The organism is Streptomyces sp. NPDC059853 (genome assembly GCF_042731495.1).
In the GTDB taxonomy this organism is placed as follows: Bacteria; Actinomycetota; Actinomycetes; order Streptomycetales; family Streptomycetaceae; genus Streptomyces.
The window spans coordinates 1-19698 of sequence record NZ_JBHWJL010000030.1 but is presented as its reverse complement, the minus strand read 5'-3'; the positions used below and the strand labels follow the sequence as shown (position 1 = coordinate 19698).

Here is a 19698-nt window from a genome sequence, read left to right as displayed (position 1 = left end):
TGCGACTGGAACGGAACGAGTGAAATGAACCGAGAGGAGACGCCGCATGTCTGAAGAAGCAGCGGGTCAGGAAGCCGGACTGAGGGTTGGGCTGACTGTCACCGGCCTTGTGGACGAACTGCGCACCAAAAGTGCGGAGTTCGACGACGTACTGACCCGGGCCAGGGGGATCGGTGAGGGAGCGCACGCGGTGTGGGGGGGTATCAGCGGAAGGACCTTCGGATCGCTTCAGGACAAGTCGGCACAACACATCATGGAGATTCGCGACAGCCTCGCAGCGATGGCTGACCTTCTCCATGACAGCCTTCAGGGCCTCAGTGAAGGGGAGCTCGAGCAGCTGAACCAGCTGAGGCGTGTCGAGGGCGGGCTCGACGATGTCACGCCCACCACCATCAAGATCTGACCCGCAGTCCCCGACGAGGAGCGAGGGAGAGCAAGATGCATGACGAAGAGATCCGCATGAACTTCGCGGGCCTCAGCAACACCGCCACCGACATCGGTCAGGTGGCACGAAGTATGCAGGGGCATCTGGAGTATCTCGTCAGCGAGGTCAGGCGCGTCGCGGAGGAGTGGGACGGCGAAACGAAGCAGGCGTTCCTCTACCACGAGAATCGTCTGCACCAGGCCATCGAGCAGATCGCCAACAGCCAGACCAGCACGGCGGCTGCGGTGACAAACGCCGGTCAGACCATGCAGGACATCGACCGCCGTAATCATTTCAGAGTGTGACCTTCCGATCGATTCCTCTGGGTGGGGTCCGCGTTGTGCCGGGTCCCACCCAGAGGATTTTGCTGGTTCAACGACAGAAGGATCGGTCATGTCCTCCTGGGATGAGTTCGAACAGCTCCACCGTCAAGCACTCGAAGAACAGGGTATCCGTACGCAACTGAACGGGGCTTCACACAGCCCGATCAGTGATGCATCCGCCCCCGCCGCCGAAAGAGGTCAGGAAGATCTCATAGTTGGCGATGGCACTTTGTCAGGGGGAGCGCGCATCATCAACGAACATATTCTCGGCGACACAAAGGCGGCGGCAGGACTGCAGACGTCCAGTCCTCGGTGACGGTGCAGTACCTATCGGAGTGGGAAACGGCGATCGGCTTGGGCGCTGCCATTATCAACTGGCAGAAGAAGGTTGAAAACCTTGCCGTTCGTCTCATCTGGGAAGCGGAGTCCCTGGATTTGACGAATGACAACTTCGTTTACACCAACCAGGACATTGCGCTTCAGTTGCGAGTGAGGGAGCGCCTGATCAACGGGGATGCCGTCTCATGGTGAGGTTGCTGTGCTCACATACGGTCACATAGTAAATGCCAGGATTAATTCGCTGCGCATCACTGCGGACAGATGGCAGGACATGGCCGACCGGTTCGCCGATCAAGAGGCTGTCTACGCGCGAGAGATTGCCGGTCTCCCGTACTCTGAAAATTGGGTGGGTCTGTCGGCAATCAATGCTATGGCGAGTTTTGGCAAGACGAAGGAGATGTTTCAGGCTGCTGAGGATTACGCGCAGGGCGGTGATCCGGGTATCTGGCGGCTCGACATAGGCCGACTGGGGGAAGACGGTGAATGGTTCGCCAATGATCCACTCGACAGTCTGCTCGGAATCATGTCCCAGCAACCTGATGTGGCCACCACATACCTGGATCCGGGTCAGAACGGTGAAAACGAACCGGGTGCCGCACGTTTGCAGTATCTCCTCGGCGATGACGGGCGGAATTGGAATGTTCTGACCCATGAAAGGCCTATCGATGGCGAGCCGGTCTCGATGACCTTTCCGGTGGAGGATCCGGCAGGAAAGACGGGCCTCGGCCTTGTCCTCGAAGCGGCCACCACTGGTCGGCTGCCCGACACTTCAGCTGAATCTTTCGGATATCACACGATCGAACAGGCGCGGGTCATGGATTTCCTCATCGAAATGCTGGACGGTGATGACGGGCGCGCTGACATCGTTTTGGCAGACGATTCCTATGCCAATCTGCGTGACCCTTTGAATCGCGCCCTTACCGATTATACGGCCGATACATTCAATATTCTCTCAGGACAATCCGACCACGCCTATTCTGGTGGCTCAACCTATGTGGACTCGGAGGGGCGCGGGCGGCTCGGTGGATCAACGAGTCAGGTGATCCGCATGCTGCGGGGGGTTTCCGGCGAAGTCGATGACTACAAGCGCCTCTACGATGCGCAATTGGCGTACTCAACGGAGCAACTGGTCGCGCTGCCCGATGCCGAATACATTGACGGGTCAATGGAAACGTGGAATGAATGGAGCGTCACTTCCAGGGCGATCGGTGAAGTGATGGGAACAATGAACGGGGTTGGAGCCGACATGATCCTGGACGGAAGGGACATGGCCATCGGGGAAATAAATGACACCGCCAGATACGCCTATCATGGCTTCGGTGCCCCCATTACAGGCATCCCGTTCATCGGCGACACATCCCAACGTTTGCTCGACGCCTACCTATACGAGTGGTCGAAGCCGATGATCGAAGAAGTCGACATCCACACCCGGAATGAAAATTCTGCAGCCAATGATGCGGCGGATACCAACCTGGTCAACCTCTACAGAGCCTGGGCTGATAGTGCGGGCTATGGGGAGGGTGATGCCGGGCGCGTGCACTTCGATGCGGCGAGCGGTGAGGCCGTGCAGAGTCGCGCTGTTGGCCGGGATCGTGCCATGACGGCGTTGCGAAACTAGCCGTTCGGACCTTCAGTGAGGCGAAGCGATGTTTTTCCGTAAACGTGTGCTCATTCCGGTCGTTGGGATAGCTTTCCTGGGGCTGGCCGGAATCTTTCTCCTGAGCAGTGACGTCTACCGGGACTGGCAGGACCAGCAGCACTTCCTCGAATCCTGCAAGGGTGGGATGGCCAGGCAGGAAGCCGCAGAGTTTTTGGAAAGCAACAGGGTTTACATTCCCTCTGAGGATGCGCCCGGTCGTTTCGGATTCGATTACTCTTGTCAGGTAGCCGCCCGCGACAATCAGCCCGGAACCATCGAGGTGCGCATCGGTCGGGCTGAACGGGTGAGTATTCTTCACGAGTACACGTCGGGTCGGAGAATGTTCGCACCCGTTGGGGGAGGGTGGTCCGGATTTGTGGCAACGGACGCAAAGCTGCGCGAGTCCGAGATCATGATTCTCCTGCCCTGTACGGCTCAGGACGAACTTCTCGTGGCTCAGGTCGTGGGTGCGGTACAGGATTCAGAACGAATGATCACCGCTGAGAACGCCGGTAGCCTGGCCCGTATGGGGGTCGAGGCACTGCGAGCCGAATCCGCGGCCTCAGGGTGTGGCGAGACGGAGAGCGGTCAGGTCACTTCTCCCACCCTGCCCCCGACGCAATTCGTGCCCGAAGCCGAGGGCATCGCGCCGGAGGGCGCGGAGGGAACGTGTGCTCCACTGGCTCTCGACCCCTCCATCGCGGACGGTCTTCGCGTCAGCTCACTTCAGGAGACACCGGCCGATATCTCCCCGCTGGAATCGTGCGTCTTCATCACGGACGGGGCGGAAGAGCAGTACTGGCTGTCCGCCTGGTACGGACCCTACGCGGAGGAAGCGGCCCGTTCCGTGGTGACGTGGCAGCTGGCGGACGCACCGTCGGGAACCGCTACGGAGGACAACTGGGCCACGCGTGTCTGGGGAACGGCACAGTGCCCCGACGGCATCGCCACCGCCCGGTACGCCCTCGTCGCAGGCACGGAGGACGCCGCGGACCGGACGTACACCGAAGAGGAGCGCGCGGCGCAACGTGCACTGTTGGTGGCATTCGCCACGGAGTCCGCGGAGCGGCACGGCTGCGACACGCTGGATCTCCCCAGCGACATTCCGTAGGACGAAGGGGGCTGTCCGTTCGATGTCCTGAACGGACAGCCTTCTTCTTCCGCCTCGTCTATTCCTCCGGAAGCCAGCCCACCTGGACCAGCCGGGTCCCGCCCTTGCGGGTGACGAGGGTTCCGCGACCGGGAGGGAAGGAGCGAGCGCGGATCCCTGGCAGCACTTCGCCCTCGGACCGATTGCTGGAGAGCACCAGCCCCTGGGCACCCAGTTCACGCAACCGCTGCATGAACGGGTCGAACATGGCACGTGAGGCGCCGGCGGAGTTGCGAGCAATGATGAACCGCATACCGGTGTCCCTCGCGTAGGGGAGCAGCTCCACCAACTGCGTGAGCGGATGGTTCGATCCAGTGGCAACCAGGTCGAAGTCATCAATGATCACAAAAGCCAGCGGGCCCTCCCACCAGCGGCCGGTCCGAAGCTGCTGGGGCGTGATGTCGGCGGGAGGGAGACGGCCCTCCATGAGGCCGCGCGCCGCCTTCATGTCGGCCATGAGCTTGGGAGCCATCGTGCCGTAGGCACCGATGTACTCCTCCGGGACCGAGCCCAGCAACGACCTGCGGTAGTCACCGACCAGGAAGCGTGCCTCTTCCGGACGGTACCGGTCGCAGATCTGGCGCACCAGCATGCGCAGTGTCGCGGTCTTTCCGGACTCCCCTTCACCGAATACGAGCAGGAACGGCTCCTGATCGAAGTCCAGGAAGACCGGCTGGAGAGTGTCCTCGCTGACGCCGATGGCCATGCCGTGACCATGTGCCCCACCGCGGGGCAGTTCGGACGCCGGCAGCAGACGTGGCAACAGTCGTACCTGGGGCGCCGACGGGTGCTCCCAGGCCTCCTGCACGGCCTTCACCAGCATCGTGGTCCCCTCCGCGAGTTCTTCGGAGTCCGTGCGACCACGCAGGCGGGGCAGCGCAGCCATCCAGTGCAGCTTTTCCGGGGTCTGTCCCCGGCCGGGTGTGTTCACCGGGACGGCTGCCGCCACTTTGCGGTCGAAGTCCGAGTCCATGGTGTCGCCCAGCCGCAGTTCCAGGCGATTGGTCAACTGGTCTCGCATCGGGCCCAGTAGATCCATGTTCCGGGACACGGTGACGATCACATGGATGCCGTAGCCGAGTCCGCGGGTAGCGAGATCCGTCACCACCGGCATCAGGGTGACGTCGTAGTCCTGTTTGAACGCTGCCCAGCCGTCCACCACCAGGAAGACGTCTCCCCAGGGCTCGTCGGCCAGCTCCCCCATGGCGCGCAGCCGCCGATACGTCGTGATGGAGTCGATGTTCCGCTGGCGGAACAACTCCTCGCGCCGGGCCAGTACGCCCGCGACCTCCGACACCGTGCGCCGGACCCGGTCGGCGTCCAGCCGGGAGGCGATGCCGCCCACGTGCGGCAGTCCGGACAACGCCGACAGCCCGCCGCCGCCGAAGTCGAGCCCATAGAACTGCACCTGCCGCGGGGTGTGCGTCAGCGCGAAGGAAGTGATGAGTGTGCGCAGCAGAGTCGACTTCCCGGACTGCGGGCCACCCACGATCAGCATGTGGCCGCCGGCACCGGAGAAATCGCGGTGGAACACTTCGCGGCGCTGTTCGAAGGGCTTGTCCACCTGCCCCAGTGGCACCACCAGATTCCCCGGCGACCCCTTGGCGTGGAGACCGCGCTCCGGGCTCACCACCAGCTCCGGAAGCAGCTCGTCCAGCGTCGCCGCCGCGTCCAGCGGCGGGAGCCACACCTGGTGCGCCGAGGGGCCCTGGCCCTCCAGGCGGCGGACCACCACGTCCAGCACCGTGTCGGCCAGGGCGTCGTCCTGCGGCGCCGGGCGGTCGGCCGCCACGGTCGCGCGCGGGTCGGGCTCCGGGTGGGGGAGCGGCACCGGGGCGGCCGAGAACAGCACCGGGTGGCGGCGCACCGGGGCCGGGCCCGCCGGGGCCTGCTTCGTGGTGCCCTCCCGGTAGGGGCCCGAGACGTACGCCGCCTTGAACCGCACCATCTCCTCGGTACCCGACTTCAGGATCCCCGAGCCCGGGATCTGCGGCAGGTGGTACGCGTCCGGCACCCCGATCGCCGTACGCGACTCCGCCGCCGAGAACGTCCGCAGCCCGATCCGGTACGACAGGTAGGTGTCCAGGCCCTTCAGCCGGCCCTCCTCCAGCCGCTGCGACGCCAGCAGCAGATGCACACCCAGCGACCGGCCGATGCGGCCGATCTGGATGAACATGTCGATGAAGTCCGGCATCGCCGTCAGCAGCTCGGAGAACTCGTCGATCACCAGCACCAGCGACGCCAGCGGCTCCAGCGGCGCGCCCGCCGCGCGGGCCTTCTCGTAGTCGTGCAGGTTCGCGTAGTTGCCCGCCGCCCGCAGCAGCTCCTGGCGGCGCTGGAGTTCGCCCCGGATCGAATCCCCCATCCGGTCGACCAGCGTCAGATCGTCCGCCAGGTTGGTGATCACCGCCGAGACGTGCGGCAACTGCGCCATCCCCGCGAAGGTGGCGCCGCCCTTGAAGTCCGCCAGGACGAAGTTCAGCGTCTCGGAGGTGTGCGTGACGGCCAGACCCAGCACCAGGGTGCGCAGCAGCTCCGACTTCCCGGAACCGGTCGCGCCCACGCACAGCCCGTGCGGGCCCATGCCCTCCTGCGCCGCCTCCTTCAGGTCGAGCATCACCGGCTGGCCGCTCTCGTCCACCCCGATCGGCACCCGCAGCCGCTCCCCGGCCGACCGCGGCCGCCAGGTCCGCGACACATCCACCGCCGCCGGATCGCCCAGCCCCAGCAGATCCCCGAAGTCCAGGTCCGCCAGCAGCGGCTCGTCCTCCTCGCCGCCCGTGCTCAGCCGCAGCGGCGCCAGCTGCCGGGCCAGCGCCTCCGCCGCCGCCACCGGCAGCTGATCCGGCTCCCCGTCGAAGAACACCCCGTCGCCCGCGTCGAACCGCAGCGACCCCGCCGCGCACCGCACCGCCAGCCGCCCCCGGGCCGGCTCCGGCTCACCCGGCAGCACCTCGACCACGGTGACGCCCTGCAGCCCCTCCGCCGAGGCGAACGCCGAGTGCGGCGGCACCCGCACCCCGTCCAGCACCAGGACGATGTGCGGCTGGTCCAGCACCGGCTTGCCGTTCGCCGAGAACCGCCCCCGCCCGTCCAGACGGTCGGCCAGCTCCTCCTCCAGCTCCGGGACGCTGCGCCCGATCAGCCGCCGCGACCCCGCGCCGTCCACCGACCCCGCCTGCGCATGGGGCAGCCACTTGGCCCACTCCCACGCGCCCGCCGCGCCCTGCGAGGTGGCCACCGCCACCGTCACGTCCTCCGGGGAGTGCAGCGCCGTCAGGGACGCCACCAGCGCGCGCGCCGTCCCCCGCGCCACCTCCACGTCCCCCGCCAGCACCACCTGGTAGAAACCGCGCAGCGACACCGCCATCGGCAGCCCCGCCACCGTGCTGTGCGTCGCCAGGAACCGCCGCATGGCCCCCGCCGTCAGCGGCTCCAGCTCGTCCACCGGCGCGGTCGCCGGCGGCACCAGCGGCGTCGCCAGGCCGTGCTCGCCCAGACCCAGCCGCACCTGCCCGAAGTCCCCGTCCCCCGGACGCCGCTCCCACAGCCGGCTGCCCTCGGCCACCAGCGCCCACAGCTGCTCCGGCGCCGGATGCAGATACAGCTGCGCGTCCCGCTGCGCCCGCGCCGTCGCCCACACCGCGCGCCGGGTGCGCCCGAGATACCGCAGATAGTCCCGCCGCAGCTGCCCCATCTGCCCCTGTGTGCCGCGCCGGTGGCGGATGATCATCGCCACCACCATGGCGCCGGTCGAGACCATCATCAGCATGCCCATGATCCGCATGAACGGATGGGCGTTCGGCATGAAGAAGAACACCACCGAGGACCCCATGCCCAGCATGGGCATGAGCTGCATGAGCACCCCGTCCTGCGGCCCCTTCGGCAGCTCCGGCGGCGCCTGCACCGCCACCTCGTCGCCCGGCACCTCCGCCGGCAGCGTACGCGGTGGACGTTTCACGATGATCTGGCTCACACGGCCCCCCGATCCGACAATCCCTGCGGCGCCGCCCGATCCTACTGACCGGCCCCGGAACCACAGCCGGTAGGGTGACCGACGCAGTCCGTGCGCAACCGTCTTCCGCGCGCATCTTGGGGGAATCACACGTGAACTCGACAGCGGCCACCGGCTTCTGCCGCGTCACCGTCGCCGCGCCCGACAGCCGGATCGATGTGGCGCTTCCGGAGGATCTGCCTCTGGCCGACCTCTATGCCCAGATACTCCAGCTCACCGGGCAGGCCCCCGTCGAGGGCGGCCCGGTCGGCTACCACCTGCTGCGCCGCGACGGCAGCGTCCTGGACGGCGCCCGCACGCTGGCCGCGCAGCGCGTCCTGGACGGCGAGGTGCTCGTCCTGCGCCCCGTCGCCGACGCGCTGCCGCCGCCGGTCCACGACGACGTCAGCGAGGCCGTCGCCGACGCCGTCACCCACGACCGGGCCCTGTGGCACGAGCAGTGGCTGCGCACCGCGGGACTGACCGGCGCCGCCGTCCTGGCCACCGTCGCCGCCGCCGTCCTGTGGTACGCCGACCCGGTCCACCACGACCTGCACGGCCTGCCCGGCGTCATCGCCGGGGTGCTGGCGCTCCTGCTGACCTCCTTCGCCGTCGTCCGCGCCCGGGTGTACGCCGACCGGCCCGCCGCCGTCGCCGCCGGTCTCGCCGCCCTTCCGCACGGACTGATCGCCGGCACCGGGGCCCTGCCGCTGGCCGAGGGCCACGGCGTGGGCCGGCTGGAACTGCTGCTGGGCTGCGTCGCCGTCCTGCTGCTGTCCGTCGTCGCCGCCGCGGCGCTCTCCGACGCCGCGGCCCCGTTCGTCGCCACCGCCACCGCGGCGCTCATCGGCACCCTCGTCACCTTCGCCGCCATCGTGGCCGACGCCCGGCCCGTCTCCGCCGCCGCGCTCACCGCCCCGGTCGCCATCGGCGCGCTCGGCTTCCTGCCCGGCCTCTCCGCCGCGCTGGTCCGGCTGCCCATCGGCTACGACGCCCCGCGCGCCGGCTTCGAGAGCGACGACCCGGACCAGGACCGGCCCGCCGGGGAGCCCGTCGACGCCGAGCGCATCGCCGCCCAGGCCCGCCTCGGCCACCAGCTCCTGCTCGGCCTCACCGCCGGCTGCGCGCTGGCCGCCACCGCCGCCGTCGCCGTCCTCGGCTTCGCCGGTGACGGCTGGGGCCAGCTGCTCGCCCTGGCCACCGCCGGGGCCCTGCTGACCCGCTCCCGGCTCTTCCGGTACGCCGTCCAGGTCTCCGTCCTGCTCGTCGCCGGTCTCGCCGCCCTCACCCTGCTGGCCACCGGCTTCCTGCTGCACCCCCCGGCCGGCGCGGTCCGCGAGCTGCTGGCGGGCGACAGCACCGCCCTCGACCTGCGTACCCTGTGGCTGACCGCCGCGCTTGCCGCCGCCGCGGCCGTCATGACCGCCATCGCGCTGATCGTGCCCCGCTCCGGGCTCACCCCGTTCTGGGGGCGGGTCCTGGACCTCACGGAATCGGCCCTGCTGCTCTCCCTCATCCCGCTGTGCCTGGCCGTCCTCGGCATCTACACCCGTGCCCGCGGCCTCACCAGCGACTAGGCCGGCGCGCGGGAAGGGCGCACAACCGGAACAACCGGGTCAGGATCACCCCGGTCCGGCTGATAGGGTGTTCTGCGCCCGACGAGTTGTCATCTGTCATCCCCTGTGAAGCAGACCAGGGGACGCTCCCGGGCCGATCCTCAAGGAGTCAGCGTGTCGTCGCTCGATGCCGCCACGAAGCAGAAGATCATCGCCGAGTTCGCCACCAAGGAGGGCGACACCGGCTCCCCCGAGGTGCAGGTGGCGCTGCTGTCCCGCCGCATCTCGGACCTGACCGAGCACCTGAAGACCCACAAGCACGACCACCACTCCCGCCGCGGCCTGCTGCTGCTGGTCGGCCAGCGCCGCCGGCTGCTGCAGTACCTGGCCAAGAAGGACATCCAGCGCTTCCGCAGCCTGGTGGAGCGCCTCGGCATCCGCCGCGGCGCGGCGGGCGCCCGCTGAGACGACGGAGAGGGAGCGGCCACCGCTGGCGGGGGCCGCTCCCTTCGCCGTATCCGGCCCGGTAGCACTCCGGCGGACGACCGCGGGGAGCCGAAACCGGGCCCTCGGACCGATGCCTTTGTAGGCTGGTCCCACCACTGCACAACGACACAGCATGAGTATGAGGCGGAGCGCCTTCTCAACCGTCGCCGGTCCTCGGTAGTGGCCCCCGGGCGACTTCCCGGGAGCTTCGATCGATGGCCGGCCCGTACGGAGGTGCTCCACCGCAGACCGTCCCGCCCGGTAGTGCCCGGCGGGGCGAGAAACAGGAGACATCCCAGGTGGAGAACGAAACCCACTACGCCGAAGCCGTGATCGACAACGGCGCCTTCGGCACCCGCACCATCCGCTTCGAGACCGGCCGCCTCGCCAAGCAGGCCGCCGGTTCCGCGGTGGCCTACCTGGACGACGACACCATGGTGCTGTCGGCCACCACCGCGTCGAAGACCCCCAAGGACCAGCTGGACTTCTTCCCGCTGACCGTGGACGTCGAGGAGCGGATGTACGCCGCCGGGAAGATCCCCGGCTCCTTCTTCCGGCGCGAGGGCCGCCCCTCCGAGGACGCCATCCTCACCTGCCGGCTGATCGACCGCCCGCTGCGCCCCTCCTTCAAGAAGGGCCTGCGCAACGAGATCCAGATCGTCGAGACGATCATGGCGCTCAACCCCGACCACCTGTACGACGTGGTCGCCATCAACGCCGCCTCCTGCTCCACGCAGCTGGCCGGCCTGCCCTTCTCCGGCCCCATCGGCGGCACCCGCGTCGCGCTGATCCAGGGCCAGTGGGTGGCCTTCCCCACCCACAGCGAGCTGGAGAACGCGGTCTTCGACATGGTCGTCGCCGGCCGGGTGCTGCCCGACGGCGATGTCGCGATCATGATGGTCGAGGCCGAGGCCACCGAGAAGACCATCGAGCTGATCAAGGGCGGCGCCGCCGCGCCGACCGAGGAGGTCGTCGCCGCCGGTCTGGAGGCCGCCAAGCCCTTCATCAAGGTGCTGTGCCGCGCCCAGTCCGACCTCGCCGCCAAGGCCGCCAAGCCCACCGGTGAGTTCCCGGTCTTCCTGGACTACCAGGACGACGTCTTCGAGGCGCTGTCCGCCGCCGTCCGCGACGAGCTGGCCCAGGCGCTGACCATCGCCGGCAAGCAGGAGCGCGAGAGCGAGCTGGACCGGGTCAAGACGGTCGCCGCCGAGAAGCTGCTGCCGCAGTTCGAGGGGCGCGAGAAGGAGATCTCCGCCGCGTACCGCTCGCTCACCAAGCAGCTGGTCCGTGAGCGCGTCATCAAGGACAAGGTCCGCATCGACGGCCGCGGCGTCACCGACATCCGTACGCTGGCCGCCGAGGTCGAGGCGATCCCGCGGGTGCACGGCTCGGCCCTCTTCGAGCGCGGCGAGACCCAGATCCTGGGCGTCACCACGCTCAACATGCTCCGCATGGAGCAGCAGCTGGACACCCTCTCCCCGGTGACCCGCAAGCGCTACATGCACAACTACAACTTCCCGCCCTACTCCACCGGTGAGACCGGCCGCGTCGGCTCCCCCAAGCGCCGCGAGATCGGCCACGGCGCCCTCGCCGAGCGCGCCCTGGTGCCGGTGCTGCCGACCCGCGAGGAGTTCCCGTACGCCATCCGGCAGGTCTCCGAGGCGCTGGGCTCCAACGGCTCGACCTCCATGGGCTCGGTCTGCGCCTCCACCATGTCGCTGCTGAACGCCGGTGTGCCGCTGAAGGCCCCGGTCGCCGGTATCGCCATGGGCCTGATCTCCCAGGAGATCGAGGGTGAGACCCACTACGTCACCCTCACCGACATCCTCGGTGCGGAGGACGCCTACGGCGACATGGACTTCAAGGTCGCCGGTACCAAGCAGTTCGTGACCGCGCTCCAGCTCGACACCAAGCTGGACGGCATCCCGGCCTCCGTGCTGGCCGCCGCCCTCAAGCAGGCCCGCGACGCCCGGCTGCACATCCTGGACGTGATGGGCGAGGCCATCGACGTGCCGGACGAGATGTCCCCCAACGCCCCGCGGATCATCACCGTGAAGATCCCGGTGGACAAGATCGGTGAGGTCATCGGCCCCAAGGGCAAGATGATCAACCAGATCCAGGAGGACACCGGCGCCGACATCACCATCGAGGACGACGGCACCATCTACATCGGTGCCGCCGACGGCCCGGCCGCCGAGGCCGCCCGCGCCACGATCAACGGCATCGCCAACCCGACGATGCCCGAGGTCGGCGAGCGGTACCTGGGCACCGTGGTGAAGACCACCACCTTCGGCGCCTTCGTCTCCCTGCTCCCCGGCAAGGACGGACTGCTGCACATCTCGCAGATCCGCAAGCTCGCCGGCGGCAAGCGCGTGGAGAACGTCGAGGACGTCCTGGGCGTCGGCCAGAAGGTCCAGGTCGAGATCGCCGAGATCGACCAGCGCGGCAAGCTCTCGCTGATCCCCGTCCTGGAGGACGAGGCCGGCGAGGAGACTACCGAGAAGGACGCTGCCGACCAGTGACGCGTACCCCTCGCCCGAGGACGGCCCGCCCCACCGCACCGGTGGGGCGGGCCGTGCCCCGTCCGCGCGGCATGACCCCCCGCACCGCGCGGCCGGCCGGATCCGGCGGCACGGGCGCCGTCCGCAAGACCGTGCTCCCCGGCGGCCTGCGGGTCGTCACCGAGACCCTGCCCTCGGTGCGCTCGGTCTCCTTCGGCATCTGGGCCAGGGTCGGCTCCCGCGACGAGACCCCGGCCCTGGCGGGTGCCACCCACTACCTGGAACACGTGCTGTTCAAGGGCACGAAGCGGCGCAGCGCCCTGGAGATCTCCTCGGTGATCGAGGCGGTCGGCGGTGAGATGAACGCCTTCACCACCAAGGAGTTCACCTGCTACTACGCGCGGGTGCTGGACAGCGATCTGCCGCTGGCCGTCGACGTCGTGTGCGACATGCTCACCTCCTCGGTCATCGATCCGGCCGAGGTCGAGGCCGAGCGCAATGTGATCCTCGAAGAGATCGCCATGACGGACGACGACCCCGGCGACGGCGTCCACGACCTGTTCGCCCAGACGCTGCTGGGCGACACCCCGCTGGGCCGCCCGGTGCTCGGTACCGAGGAGTCCGTCGGCGCCCTGACCCGGGACCAGATCGCCCGCTTCTACCGCCGCCACTACGACCCGACCCGGCTGGTGGTCACCGCCGCCGGGAACCTCGACCACGACACCGTCGTCGAGCAGGTCCGCGCCGCCTTCGAACGGGCCGGTGCCCTCGGCCGCACCGACGCCACCCCGCTGGGCCCGCGCGGCGGCGACCGCCGTATCCGTACCGCCGGTGCCGTCGACGTCCAGGAGCGGGCCACCGAGCAGGCCCATCTGATCCTCGGCGTGCCGGGCGTCTCCCGGCACGACGAGCGGCGCTGGGCGCTGGCGGTGCTCTCCACGGCGCTGGGCGGCGGCATGTCCTCCCGGCTGTTCCAGGAGGTGCGCGAGCGGCGGGGGCTGGCGTACAGCGTGTACGCGCACACCTCCGGGTACGCCGACTGCGGCCTGTTCGGCGTCTACGCCGGCTGCCGCCCCGACCGGCTGGGCGAGGTGCTGGAGATCTCCCGCGAAATCCTGGCCGACATCGCGAAGCACGGCCTGACCGAGGAGGAGGTCGGCCGGGCGATCGGCCAGCTGGCCGGCTCCACGGTGCTGGGCCTGGAGGACACCGGCGCCCTGATGCACCGGCTGGGCAAGAGCGAGGTGTGCTGGGGCGAGCAGTTGTCGGTGTCGGGACTGCTGGAGCGGTACCGGGCGGTGACACCGGACGCGGTGCGCGAGGTGGCCGCCGAGGTGCTGCGCCACCAGCCCTCGGTGTCCGTCATCGGTCCGCTGAAGGACAAGCACACCGCCACGCTGCACCGGGCCATGGCCCGATAACGAGTTCGAGCTGAAGAGACGAGCGGAAGAGTACGCATGAGCAAGCTGCGGGTCGCCGTGCTGGGTGCCGGCGGGCGGATGGGTTCCGAGGCGGTACGGGCGGTCGGGGCCGCCGAGGATCTGGACCTGGTGGCGGCGCTCGGCCGGGGCGACGACCTGGAACAGCTGGTCTCGACCGGCGCCCAGGTCGCCGTCGATCTGACGCATCCCGACGCGGTGATGGCCAATCTGGAGTTCTGCGTCCGGCACGGCATCCACGGCGTGGTCGGTACGACCGGGTTCACCGAGGAGCGGCTGGCGCAGCTGCGCACCTGGCTGGCGGCGTCCCCGGCCACCGGCGTGCTGATCGCGCCGAACTTCGGCATCGGGGCCGTCCTCACCATGCACTTCGCGCAGCAGGCCGCCCGGTTCTTCGAATCCGTGGAAATCGTCGAACTGCACCACCCGCAGAAGGCCGACGCGCCCAGTGGTACGGCGGTGCGCACCGCGCAGCTGATCGCCCGGGCCCGCGCGGAGGCGGCGCTGCCGGCGCAGCCGGACGCCACCAGCACCGCGCTGGAGGGCGCCCGGGGCGCGGACGTGGACGGGGTGCCGGTGCACGCGGTGCGGCTGCGCGGCCTGGTCGCCCACCAGGAGGTGCTGTTCGGCGACGAGGGCGAGATCTTCACACTGCGCCACGACTCGATGAACCGCGGGTCCTTCATGCCCGGGGTGCTGCTGGGCATCCGCCGGATCTCGGCGGCTCCGGGGCTGACGCTGGGCCTGGAGCACTTCATGGACCTGGACGGCTGAGCATGGCCGGGAAGATCGGCTACGCGCTGGTGTCGGTGCTGCTGGTCGGCTACTTCGTGCTGGCCGGGCACCGGGGGGTGGCGCTGATCGGGCAGGGCACCTGGGTGACGGTCACGTTCGGGGTCGCGGTGCTGGTGATGCCGCTGATCGGGGCGTGGTTCCTGTGGCGCACCACCCGCTTCGCGCGGGACGCGGGGCGGCTCGCGAAGGAACTGGAGGCCGAGGGCGGGCTGCCGGTGGACGATCTGCCGCGGACCCCCAGCGGCCGGGTGGAGCAGGCGGCGGCCGACGCGGCCTTCGCGGCCCGCAAGGCCGAGGCGGAGGCGCATCCGGGCGACTGGCGGTGCTGGTTCCGGCTGGCGCTGGCGTACCACGACGCCCGGGACACCCCGCGGGCCCGCAAGGCGATGGAGCACGCCATCGCCCTGCGGGCCGGCCGGGGCTGAGAACCCGGCGGCGGGCTCTCCCCGCTCGCGCCCGGTGCCGCGTGCTCAGTGCCGGTGCTCGGCGGCCCACGCCTCCAGGACGTCGGAGGCGCGTGCGAAGGCGTCGGCCCGGGTGAGGAAGTCGGCGTTGTGGTCGGTGAGCAGCGGGGCCAGCGGCTCACCGCGGCGCGGTTCGATGTGGACCGCCTGGCCCTGCACGGTGCGTGGCAGGCCCAGCCAGCGCACCGGCTGCTGCACGGTGGAGACGCGTTCGATCTCCCGCCAGCGCAGGGTCTTGGTGCTCAGCAGGCCGACCCGGCGCAGTCCGCGCGGGCTGACCCAGATGCCCATGCGCAGCACGCGCAGCGCGAAGGCTATGACGCAGCCGGCGAGGAGCAGGGTGGCGGCCGCCGCGCCGACGGTGCCGGCGACGGCGATGATCAGGGCGGAGATCAGCAGGTAGGCCGCGAGCAGCAGGGCCAGCGCGGAGATGGCCACCCGCTGTGGTCCGAGCCGGTAGGGGCGGCGCCACTGATCGATTCCGGCGTGGGGGAGGGCTGCGTCCGACGCGGTGGTGCCGAAGTCACGGTCGGCCGCGAGAAAGGGCAGGGGCAAGGCTTGTCCTCGTTCGTGTCACGTTCGCCGCTGGCAGTGCACGGGTGAGGCTATCGCGCTCAGGAACCCTCGGCCGCCTCCGGTGTCACGGCCGGGCTCCCGTGCTCGACATCGAGGGCGGGGCGGGCCAGCAGCACGGCTCCGACCAGCGCGGAGACCAGGACGAGAGCGAGCAGGGCACGGCCGATGAGGGCGCCGATCGTCAGCTGTCGCATACCTTCTCCTTCCCCCATTTGGCCCTAAAACAAAAATATCAGCCGAACAGTCCATCTCTCTCCCTCGTTCCCGATCTGTCCGGTCGGCGCCGGGGCTGTCGGTGGCGGGCCTTAAGGTGGGCCCCGCTACCCGCAGTACGCTCCGAAGGGGATCCGCCGGTGACCGATACACCCACTTTCCGCAGTGATGTGACCGTCGAACTGGTCAAGCACAGCGCCTCCGACACCGACGTCCTGTGGGCGGCCCGCGTCTCCACGGCGGGGGAGCAGTCACTCGAAGAGATCAGCAAGGACCCCGAGCGGTCCAAGGGCCTGATCAACTACCTGATGCGGGACCGGCACGGCAGCCCGTTCGAGCACAACTCGATGACCTTCTTCGTCAGCGCGCCGATCTTCGTCTTCCGCGAGTTCATGCGGCACCGCGTCGGCTGGTCCTACAACGAGGAGAGCGGGCGCTACCGGGAGCTGGAGCCGGTGTTCTACCTCCCGGGCGAGGACCGCAAGCTGGTGCAGCGCGGTCGGCCCGGCAAGTACGAGTTCGTCGACGGCACCCCCGAGCAGCATGCGGCGCTCGGCAAGACCATGGAGGACTCCTACCGGCAGTCCTACGCCGCCTACCAGGAGCTGCTGGCCGCCGGGATCGCCCGTGAGGTGGCCCGTGCCACGCTCCCGGTGGGGCTGTTCTCCAGCATGTACGCCACCTGCAACGCGCGCTCGCTGATGCACTTCCTCGGGCTGCGCACCCAGCACGAGCAGGCCCGGGTGCCGTCCTTCCCGCAGCGGGAGATCGAGATGGTCGCCGAGAAGATGGAGGCCGAGTGGGCGCGGCTGATGCCGCTGACGCACGCGGCCTTCAACGCCAACGGCCGAGTGGCTCCCTGAGGGGCCCGTTGCGGGCCCGGGTCTCCGAAAAGCTGAGCGAAGTGTCCGTATTGCGACATTTCGAGAAGTTCATCTAGGGTGAATGAACGGACCCCGGCGCTGTCTGAACCCCCGAGCAGGCAGCGCCGGGATCCACACGGAGAGCATCCCCGTGGCTCGCGGAACGCTGAGCTGCGAGTAGCGTGGTTCCCATGGCTCCGACCTCCACACCCCAGACGCCCTTCGGGCGGGTGCTGACCGCGATGGTCACGCCGTTCACCGCGGACGGCTCGCTCGACCTCGACGGCGCGCAGCGGCTCGCCGCCCACCTGGTGGACGCCGGCAACGACGGCCTGATCGTCAATGGCACCACCGGCGAGTCCCCGACCACCTCCGACGCGGAGAAAGCCCAGCTGGTCCGCGCCGTGGTCGAGGCGGTCGGAGACCGCGCCCACGTGGTGGCCGGAGCCGGCACGAACGACACCCGGCACAGCCTGGTGCTGGCGCGCGCCGCCCAGGACGCCGGGGCGCACGGCATCCTCGCCGTCACCCCGTACTACAACAAGCCCCCGCAGGAGGGGCTGGTCCAGCACTTCACCGCCATCGCGGACGCCACCGACCTGCCGGTGATGCTCTACGACATCCCCGGACGCAGCGGTGTGCCCATCAACACCGAGACGATGGTGCGGCTGGCGGAACACCCCCGCATCGTCGCCAACAAGGACGCCAAGGGGGATCTGGGGCGGGCCGGCTGGGCCATCGCCACCACGGGCCTCGCCTGGTACTCGGGCGACGACATGCTGAACCTCCCGCTGCTCTCGGTGGGCGCGGTCGGCTTCGTCTCGGTCGTCGGCCATGTGGTCACCCCCGAGCTGCGCGCCCTGGTGACCGCCTACACCAGCGGCGATGTGGCCAAGGCCACCGAGATCCACCAGCGGCTGCTGCCGGTCTTCACCGGGATGTTCCGCACCCAGGGCGTGATCACCACCAAGGCGGCGCTCGGCTTCCAGGGGCTGCCCGGCGGCCCGCTGCGCCTCCCGATGGTCGGGCTCACCGACGAGGAAACCGAACAGCTCAAGCGGGATCTCGCCGCCGGCGGGGTACAGATCTGAGCACCCAGACTTCGCAAGACCAGCGGTAATGAGCAGTACCGGCAGGAAAGGCAGGACCGGGACCACCGGACACCACCCCCCGAGCGGCTTCGGCGCATCGGAAGGCGCCGACATGTCAACAGATCACCTACACGCACACCCACGCGCGCGCCCGCGGCCTCGACAGGGGCACCGGGCGCGCGCGGTCAGGAGAGTCTCTTGAGTCATCCCCACCCAGAACTCGGCCGTCCGCCGAAGCTCCCGGAGGGCGGCCTGCGGGTCACCCCGCTCGGCGGCCTCGGCGAGATCGGCCGCAACATGACCGTCTTCGAGTACGGCGGTCGGCTGCTGATCGTCGACTGCGGCGTCCTCTTCCCCGAGGAGGAGCAGCCCGGTATCGACCTGATCCTGCCGGACTTCAGCTCGCTGCGGAACCGCCTCGACGACATCGAGGGCATCGTCCTCACCCACGGCCACGAGGACCACATCGGCGGCGTCCCCTACCTCCTGCGGGAGAAGCCGGACATCCCGCTGATCGGCTCCAAGCTCACCCTCGCCCTGATCGAGGCCAAGCTCCAGGAGCACCGCATCCGCCCCTACACCCTGGAAGTGGCCGAGGGCACCAGCGAACGGATCGGGCCCTTCGACTGCGAATTCGTCGCGGTCAACCACTCCATCCCGGACGCGCTCGCGGTCGCCATCCGCACTCCGGCCGGCATGGCCGTGCACACCGGTGACTTCAAGATGGACCAGCTGCCGCTGGACGGCCGCCTCACCGACCTGCGGGCCTTCGCCCGGCTCGGCGAGGAGGGCATCGACCTGCTGCTGTCCGACTCCACCAACGCCGAGGTCCCCGGTTTCGTCTCCCCGGAGCGGGAGATCTCCGGGGTGCTGCGCCAGGTGTTCTCCCGCGCGGACAAGCGGATCATCGTGGCGAGCTTCGCCAGCCACGTGCACCGCATCCAGCAGATCGTGGACGCCGCCCAGGAACACGGACGCAAGATCGCCTTCGTCGGGCGCTCCATGGTGCGCAACATGGGCATCGCGCGGGATCTGGGCTACCTGCGGGTACCGCCGGGCCTGGTGGTGGACGTGCGCACGCTGGACGACCTCCCCGACCACCAGGTGGTGCTGGTCTGCACCGGCTCCCAGGGCGAGCCCATGGCGGCCCTGTCCCGGATGGCCAACCGCGACCACCAGATCCGCATTGTCGAGGGCGACACGGTCATCCTGGCCTCCTCGCTGATCCCGGGGAACGAGAACGCCGTCTACCGGGTCATCAACGGACTCACCCGGTGGGGCGCCAACGTCGTCCACAAGGGCAACGCCAAGGTCCACGTCTCCGGACACGCCTCGGCCGGCGAGCTGCTGTACTTCTACAACATCTGCCGGCCGCGCAACCTGATGCCCGTGCACGGCGAGTGGCGCCATCTGCGCGCCAACGCCGAACTCGGCGCCCTCACGGGGGTGCCGGCCGACCGGATCGTCATCGCCGAGGACGGCGTCGTCGTCGACCTGGTCAAGGGCAAGGCGAAGATCGTCGGCAAGGTGCAGGCCGGGTACGTGTACGTGGACGGCCTGTCGGTCGGCGGCGTTACCGAGGCCAGCCTGAAGGACCGGCGGATCCTCGGGGACGAGGGCTTCATCTCCGTCTTCGTGGTCGTGGACAGCAGCAGCGGCAAGATCGTCAGCGGCCCGAGCATCCACTCCCGGGGCTCCGGCATCGACGACGCGGCCTTCGCCGAGGTCATCCCGAAGATCGACGAGGCGCTGGCCAAGTCGGCCCAGGACGGGGTGGTCGAGGCCCACCAGCTGCAGCAGCTGGTGCGCCGTACGGTCGGCAAGTGGGTGTCGGACGTCTACCGC

Annotated in this window: 18 protein-coding genes; 15 read left to right on the top strand and 3 right to left on the bottom strand. The window is 69.2% G+C overall.

Annotation, left to right across the window (positions count from 1 at the left end):
* Positions 1-46 precede the first annotated feature (46 nt).
* The 6 genes from ACFV5N_RS05725 to ACFV5N_RS05700 all read left to right on the top strand — a co-directional run bounded on the left by ACFV5N_RS05725 (position 47) and on the right by ACFV5N_RS05700 (position 3836).
* Complete coding sequence (locus ACFV5N_RS05725) at positions 47-403, top strand: hypothetical protein (protein WP_385594512.1); 357 nt, start codon at positions 47-49, stop codon at positions 401-403.
* Positions 404-438: 35 nt separating this feature from the next.
* Complete coding sequence (locus tag ACFV5N_RS05720; protein WP_176128867.1) at positions 439-729, top strand: WXG100 family type VII secretion target; 291 nt, start codon at positions 439-441, stop codon at positions 727-729.
* A gap of 88 nt (positions 730-817) precedes the next feature.
* A complete protein-coding gene (locus tag ACFV5N_RS05715) occupies positions 818-1063 on the top strand; it encodes a hypothetical protein (RefSeq protein WP_385594510.1) in 246 nt (81 codons plus the stop codon).
* A complete protein-coding gene (locus ACFV5N_RS05710; protein ID WP_385594508.1) occupies positions 1060-1278 on the top strand; it encodes a hypothetical protein in 219 nt (72 codons plus the stop codon). The genes ACFV5N_RS05715 and ACFV5N_RS05710 overlap by 4 nt, the downstream gene beginning before the upstream one ends.
* A gap of 79 nt (positions 1279-1357) precedes the next feature.
* Positions 1358-2704, top strand: coding sequence for a hypothetical protein (locus ACFV5N_RS05705; protein ID WP_385594507.1), 1347 nt, complete (start codon positions 1358-1360; stop codon positions 2702-2704).
* A gap of 46 nt (positions 2705-2750) precedes the next feature.
* The gene (locus ACFV5N_RS05700) at positions 2751-3836 is read left to right on the top strand and encodes a hypothetical protein (RefSeq protein ID WP_385594505.1); all 1086 of its coding nucleotides are present in this window, start codon (positions 2751-2753) and stop codon (positions 3834-3836) included.
* A gap of 58 nt (positions 3837-3894) precedes the next feature.
* On the opposite strand, the gene eccCa is transcribed toward ACFV5N_RS05700, so the two are convergent.
* Entirely contained in the window at positions 3895-7851 is a 3957-nt protein-coding gene (gene eccCa, locus ACFV5N_RS05695) for a type VII secretion protein EccCa (RefSeq protein WP_385594503.1), read from the bottom strand.
* A gap of 131 nt (positions 7852-7982) precedes the next feature.
* Between eccCa and eccD the strand changes: the two genes are divergently transcribed.
* The 6 genes from eccD (at position 7983) to ACFV5N_RS05665 (ending at position 15071) form a co-directional block, all read left to right on the top strand.
* Positions 7983-9446 (top strand): type VII secretion integral membrane protein EccD, encoded by a 1464-nt coding sequence (eccD, locus tag ACFV5N_RS05690; RefSeq protein ID WP_385594500.1) that lies wholly within the window; start codon positions 7983-7985, stop codon positions 9444-9446.
* A 153-nt stretch (positions 9447-9599) separates the two neighbouring features.
* Positions 9600-9890 (top strand): 30S ribosomal protein S15, encoded by a 291-nt coding sequence (gene rpsO, locus ACFV5N_RS05685; RefSeq protein ID WP_019436292.1) that lies wholly within the window; start codon positions 9600-9602, stop codon positions 9888-9890.
* A gap of 320 nt (positions 9891-10210) precedes the next feature.
* Complete coding sequence (locus ACFV5N_RS05680; RefSeq protein WP_385594497.1) at positions 10211-12433, top strand: polyribonucleotide nucleotidyltransferase; 2223 nt, start codon at positions 10211-10213, stop codon at positions 12431-12433.
* A gap of 71 nt (positions 12434-12504) precedes the next feature.
* Positions 12505-13833: a M16 family metallopeptidase gene (locus ACFV5N_RS05675; protein ID WP_385594495.1), complete on the top strand. Its 1329-nt coding sequence runs from the start codon at positions 12505-12507 to the stop codon at positions 13831-13833.
* A gap of 36 nt (positions 13834-13869) precedes the next feature.
* Positions 13870-14625, top strand: a complete 756-nt coding sequence (gene dapB, locus ACFV5N_RS05670) for a 4-hydroxy-tetrahydrodipicolinate reductase (protein WP_385594492.1) — start codon at positions 13870-13872, stop codon at positions 14623-14625.
* 2 nt (positions 14626-14627) lie between these two features.
* Positions 14628-15071, top strand: coding sequence for a hypothetical protein (locus tag ACFV5N_RS05665; protein ID WP_385594489.1), 444 nt, complete (start codon positions 14628-14630; stop codon positions 15069-15071).
* Between the two features lie 45 nt (positions 15072-15116).
* Here the strand turns inward: ACFV5N_RS05665 and ACFV5N_RS05660 are convergent, their stop codons facing one another.
* Together ACFV5N_RS05660 and ACFV5N_RS05655 are read right to left on the bottom strand one after the other, a co-directional pair.
* Positions 15117-15665 (bottom strand): hypothetical protein, encoded by a 549-nt coding sequence (locus ACFV5N_RS05660; protein ID WP_385594486.1) that lies wholly within the window; start codon positions 15663-15665, stop codon positions 15117-15119.
* A gap of 59 nt (positions 15666-15724) precedes the next feature.
* A complete protein-coding gene (locus tag ACFV5N_RS05655; protein WP_385594484.1) occupies positions 15725-15880 on the bottom strand; it encodes a hypothetical protein in 156 nt (51 codons plus the stop codon).
* Positions 15881-16039: 159 nt separating this feature from the next.
* Here ACFV5N_RS05655 and thyX point away from each other — a divergent pair, with 159 nt between their 5' ends.
* The 3 genes from thyX to ACFV5N_RS05640 form a co-directional block, all read left to right on the top strand.
* A complete protein-coding gene (gene thyX, locus ACFV5N_RS05650; protein ID WP_019436285.1) occupies positions 16040-16762 on the top strand; it encodes an FAD-dependent thymidylate synthase in 723 nt (240 codons plus the stop codon).
* A gap of 191 nt (positions 16763-16953) precedes the next feature.
* Positions 16954-17853 (top strand): 4-hydroxy-tetrahydrodipicolinate synthase, encoded by a 900-nt coding sequence (dapA, locus tag ACFV5N_RS05645; RefSeq protein ID WP_019436284.1) that lies wholly within the window; start codon positions 16954-16956, stop codon positions 17851-17853.
* Between the two features lie 198 nt (positions 17854-18051).
* Positions 18052-19698, top strand: a 1647-nt coding sequence (locus tag ACFV5N_RS05640; RefSeq protein ID WP_385594480.1) for a ribonuclease J, incomplete at its 3' end; no start/stop codon positions are given.

Excerpts from the sequence above, each read along its gene's own strand:
- ACFV5N_RS05725 (WP_385594512.1), top strand. The coding sequence starts at position 47 with ATGTCTGAAGAAGCAGCGGGTCAGGAAGCCGGACTGAGGGTTGGGCTG.
- ACFV5N_RS05720 (WP_176128867.1), top strand. The coding sequence starts at position 439 with ATGCATGACGAAGAGATCCGCATGAACTTCGCGGGCCTCAGCAACACC.
- ACFV5N_RS05715 (WP_385594510.1), top strand. The coding sequence starts at position 818 with ATGTCCTCCTGGGATGAGTTCGAACAGCTCCACCGTCAAGCACTCGAA.
- ACFV5N_RS05705 (WP_385594507.1), top strand. The coding sequence starts at position 1,358 with ATGGCCGACCGGTTCGCCGATCAAGAGGCTGTCTACGCGCGAGAGATT.
- ACFV5N_RS05675 (WP_385594495.1), top strand. The coding sequence starts at position 12,505 with ATGACCCCCCGCACCGCGCGGCCGGCCGGATCCGGCGGCACGGGCGCC.
- dapB (WP_385594492.1), top strand. The coding sequence starts at position 13,870 with ATGAGCAAGCTGCGGGTCGCCGTGCTGGGTGCCGGCGGGCGGATGGGT.
- ACFV5N_RS05665 (WP_385594489.1), top strand. The coding sequence starts at position 14,628 with ATGGCCGGGAAGATCGGCTACGCGCTGGTGTCGGTGCTGCTGGTCGGC.
- ACFV5N_RS05655 (WP_385594484.1), bottom strand. The coding sequence starts at position 15,880 with ATGCGACAGCTGACGATCGGCGCCCTCATCGGCCGTGCCCTGCTCGCT.
- dapA (WP_019436284.1), top strand. The coding sequence starts at position 16,954 with ATGGCTCCGACCTCCACACCCCAGACGCCCTTCGGGCGGGTGCTGACC.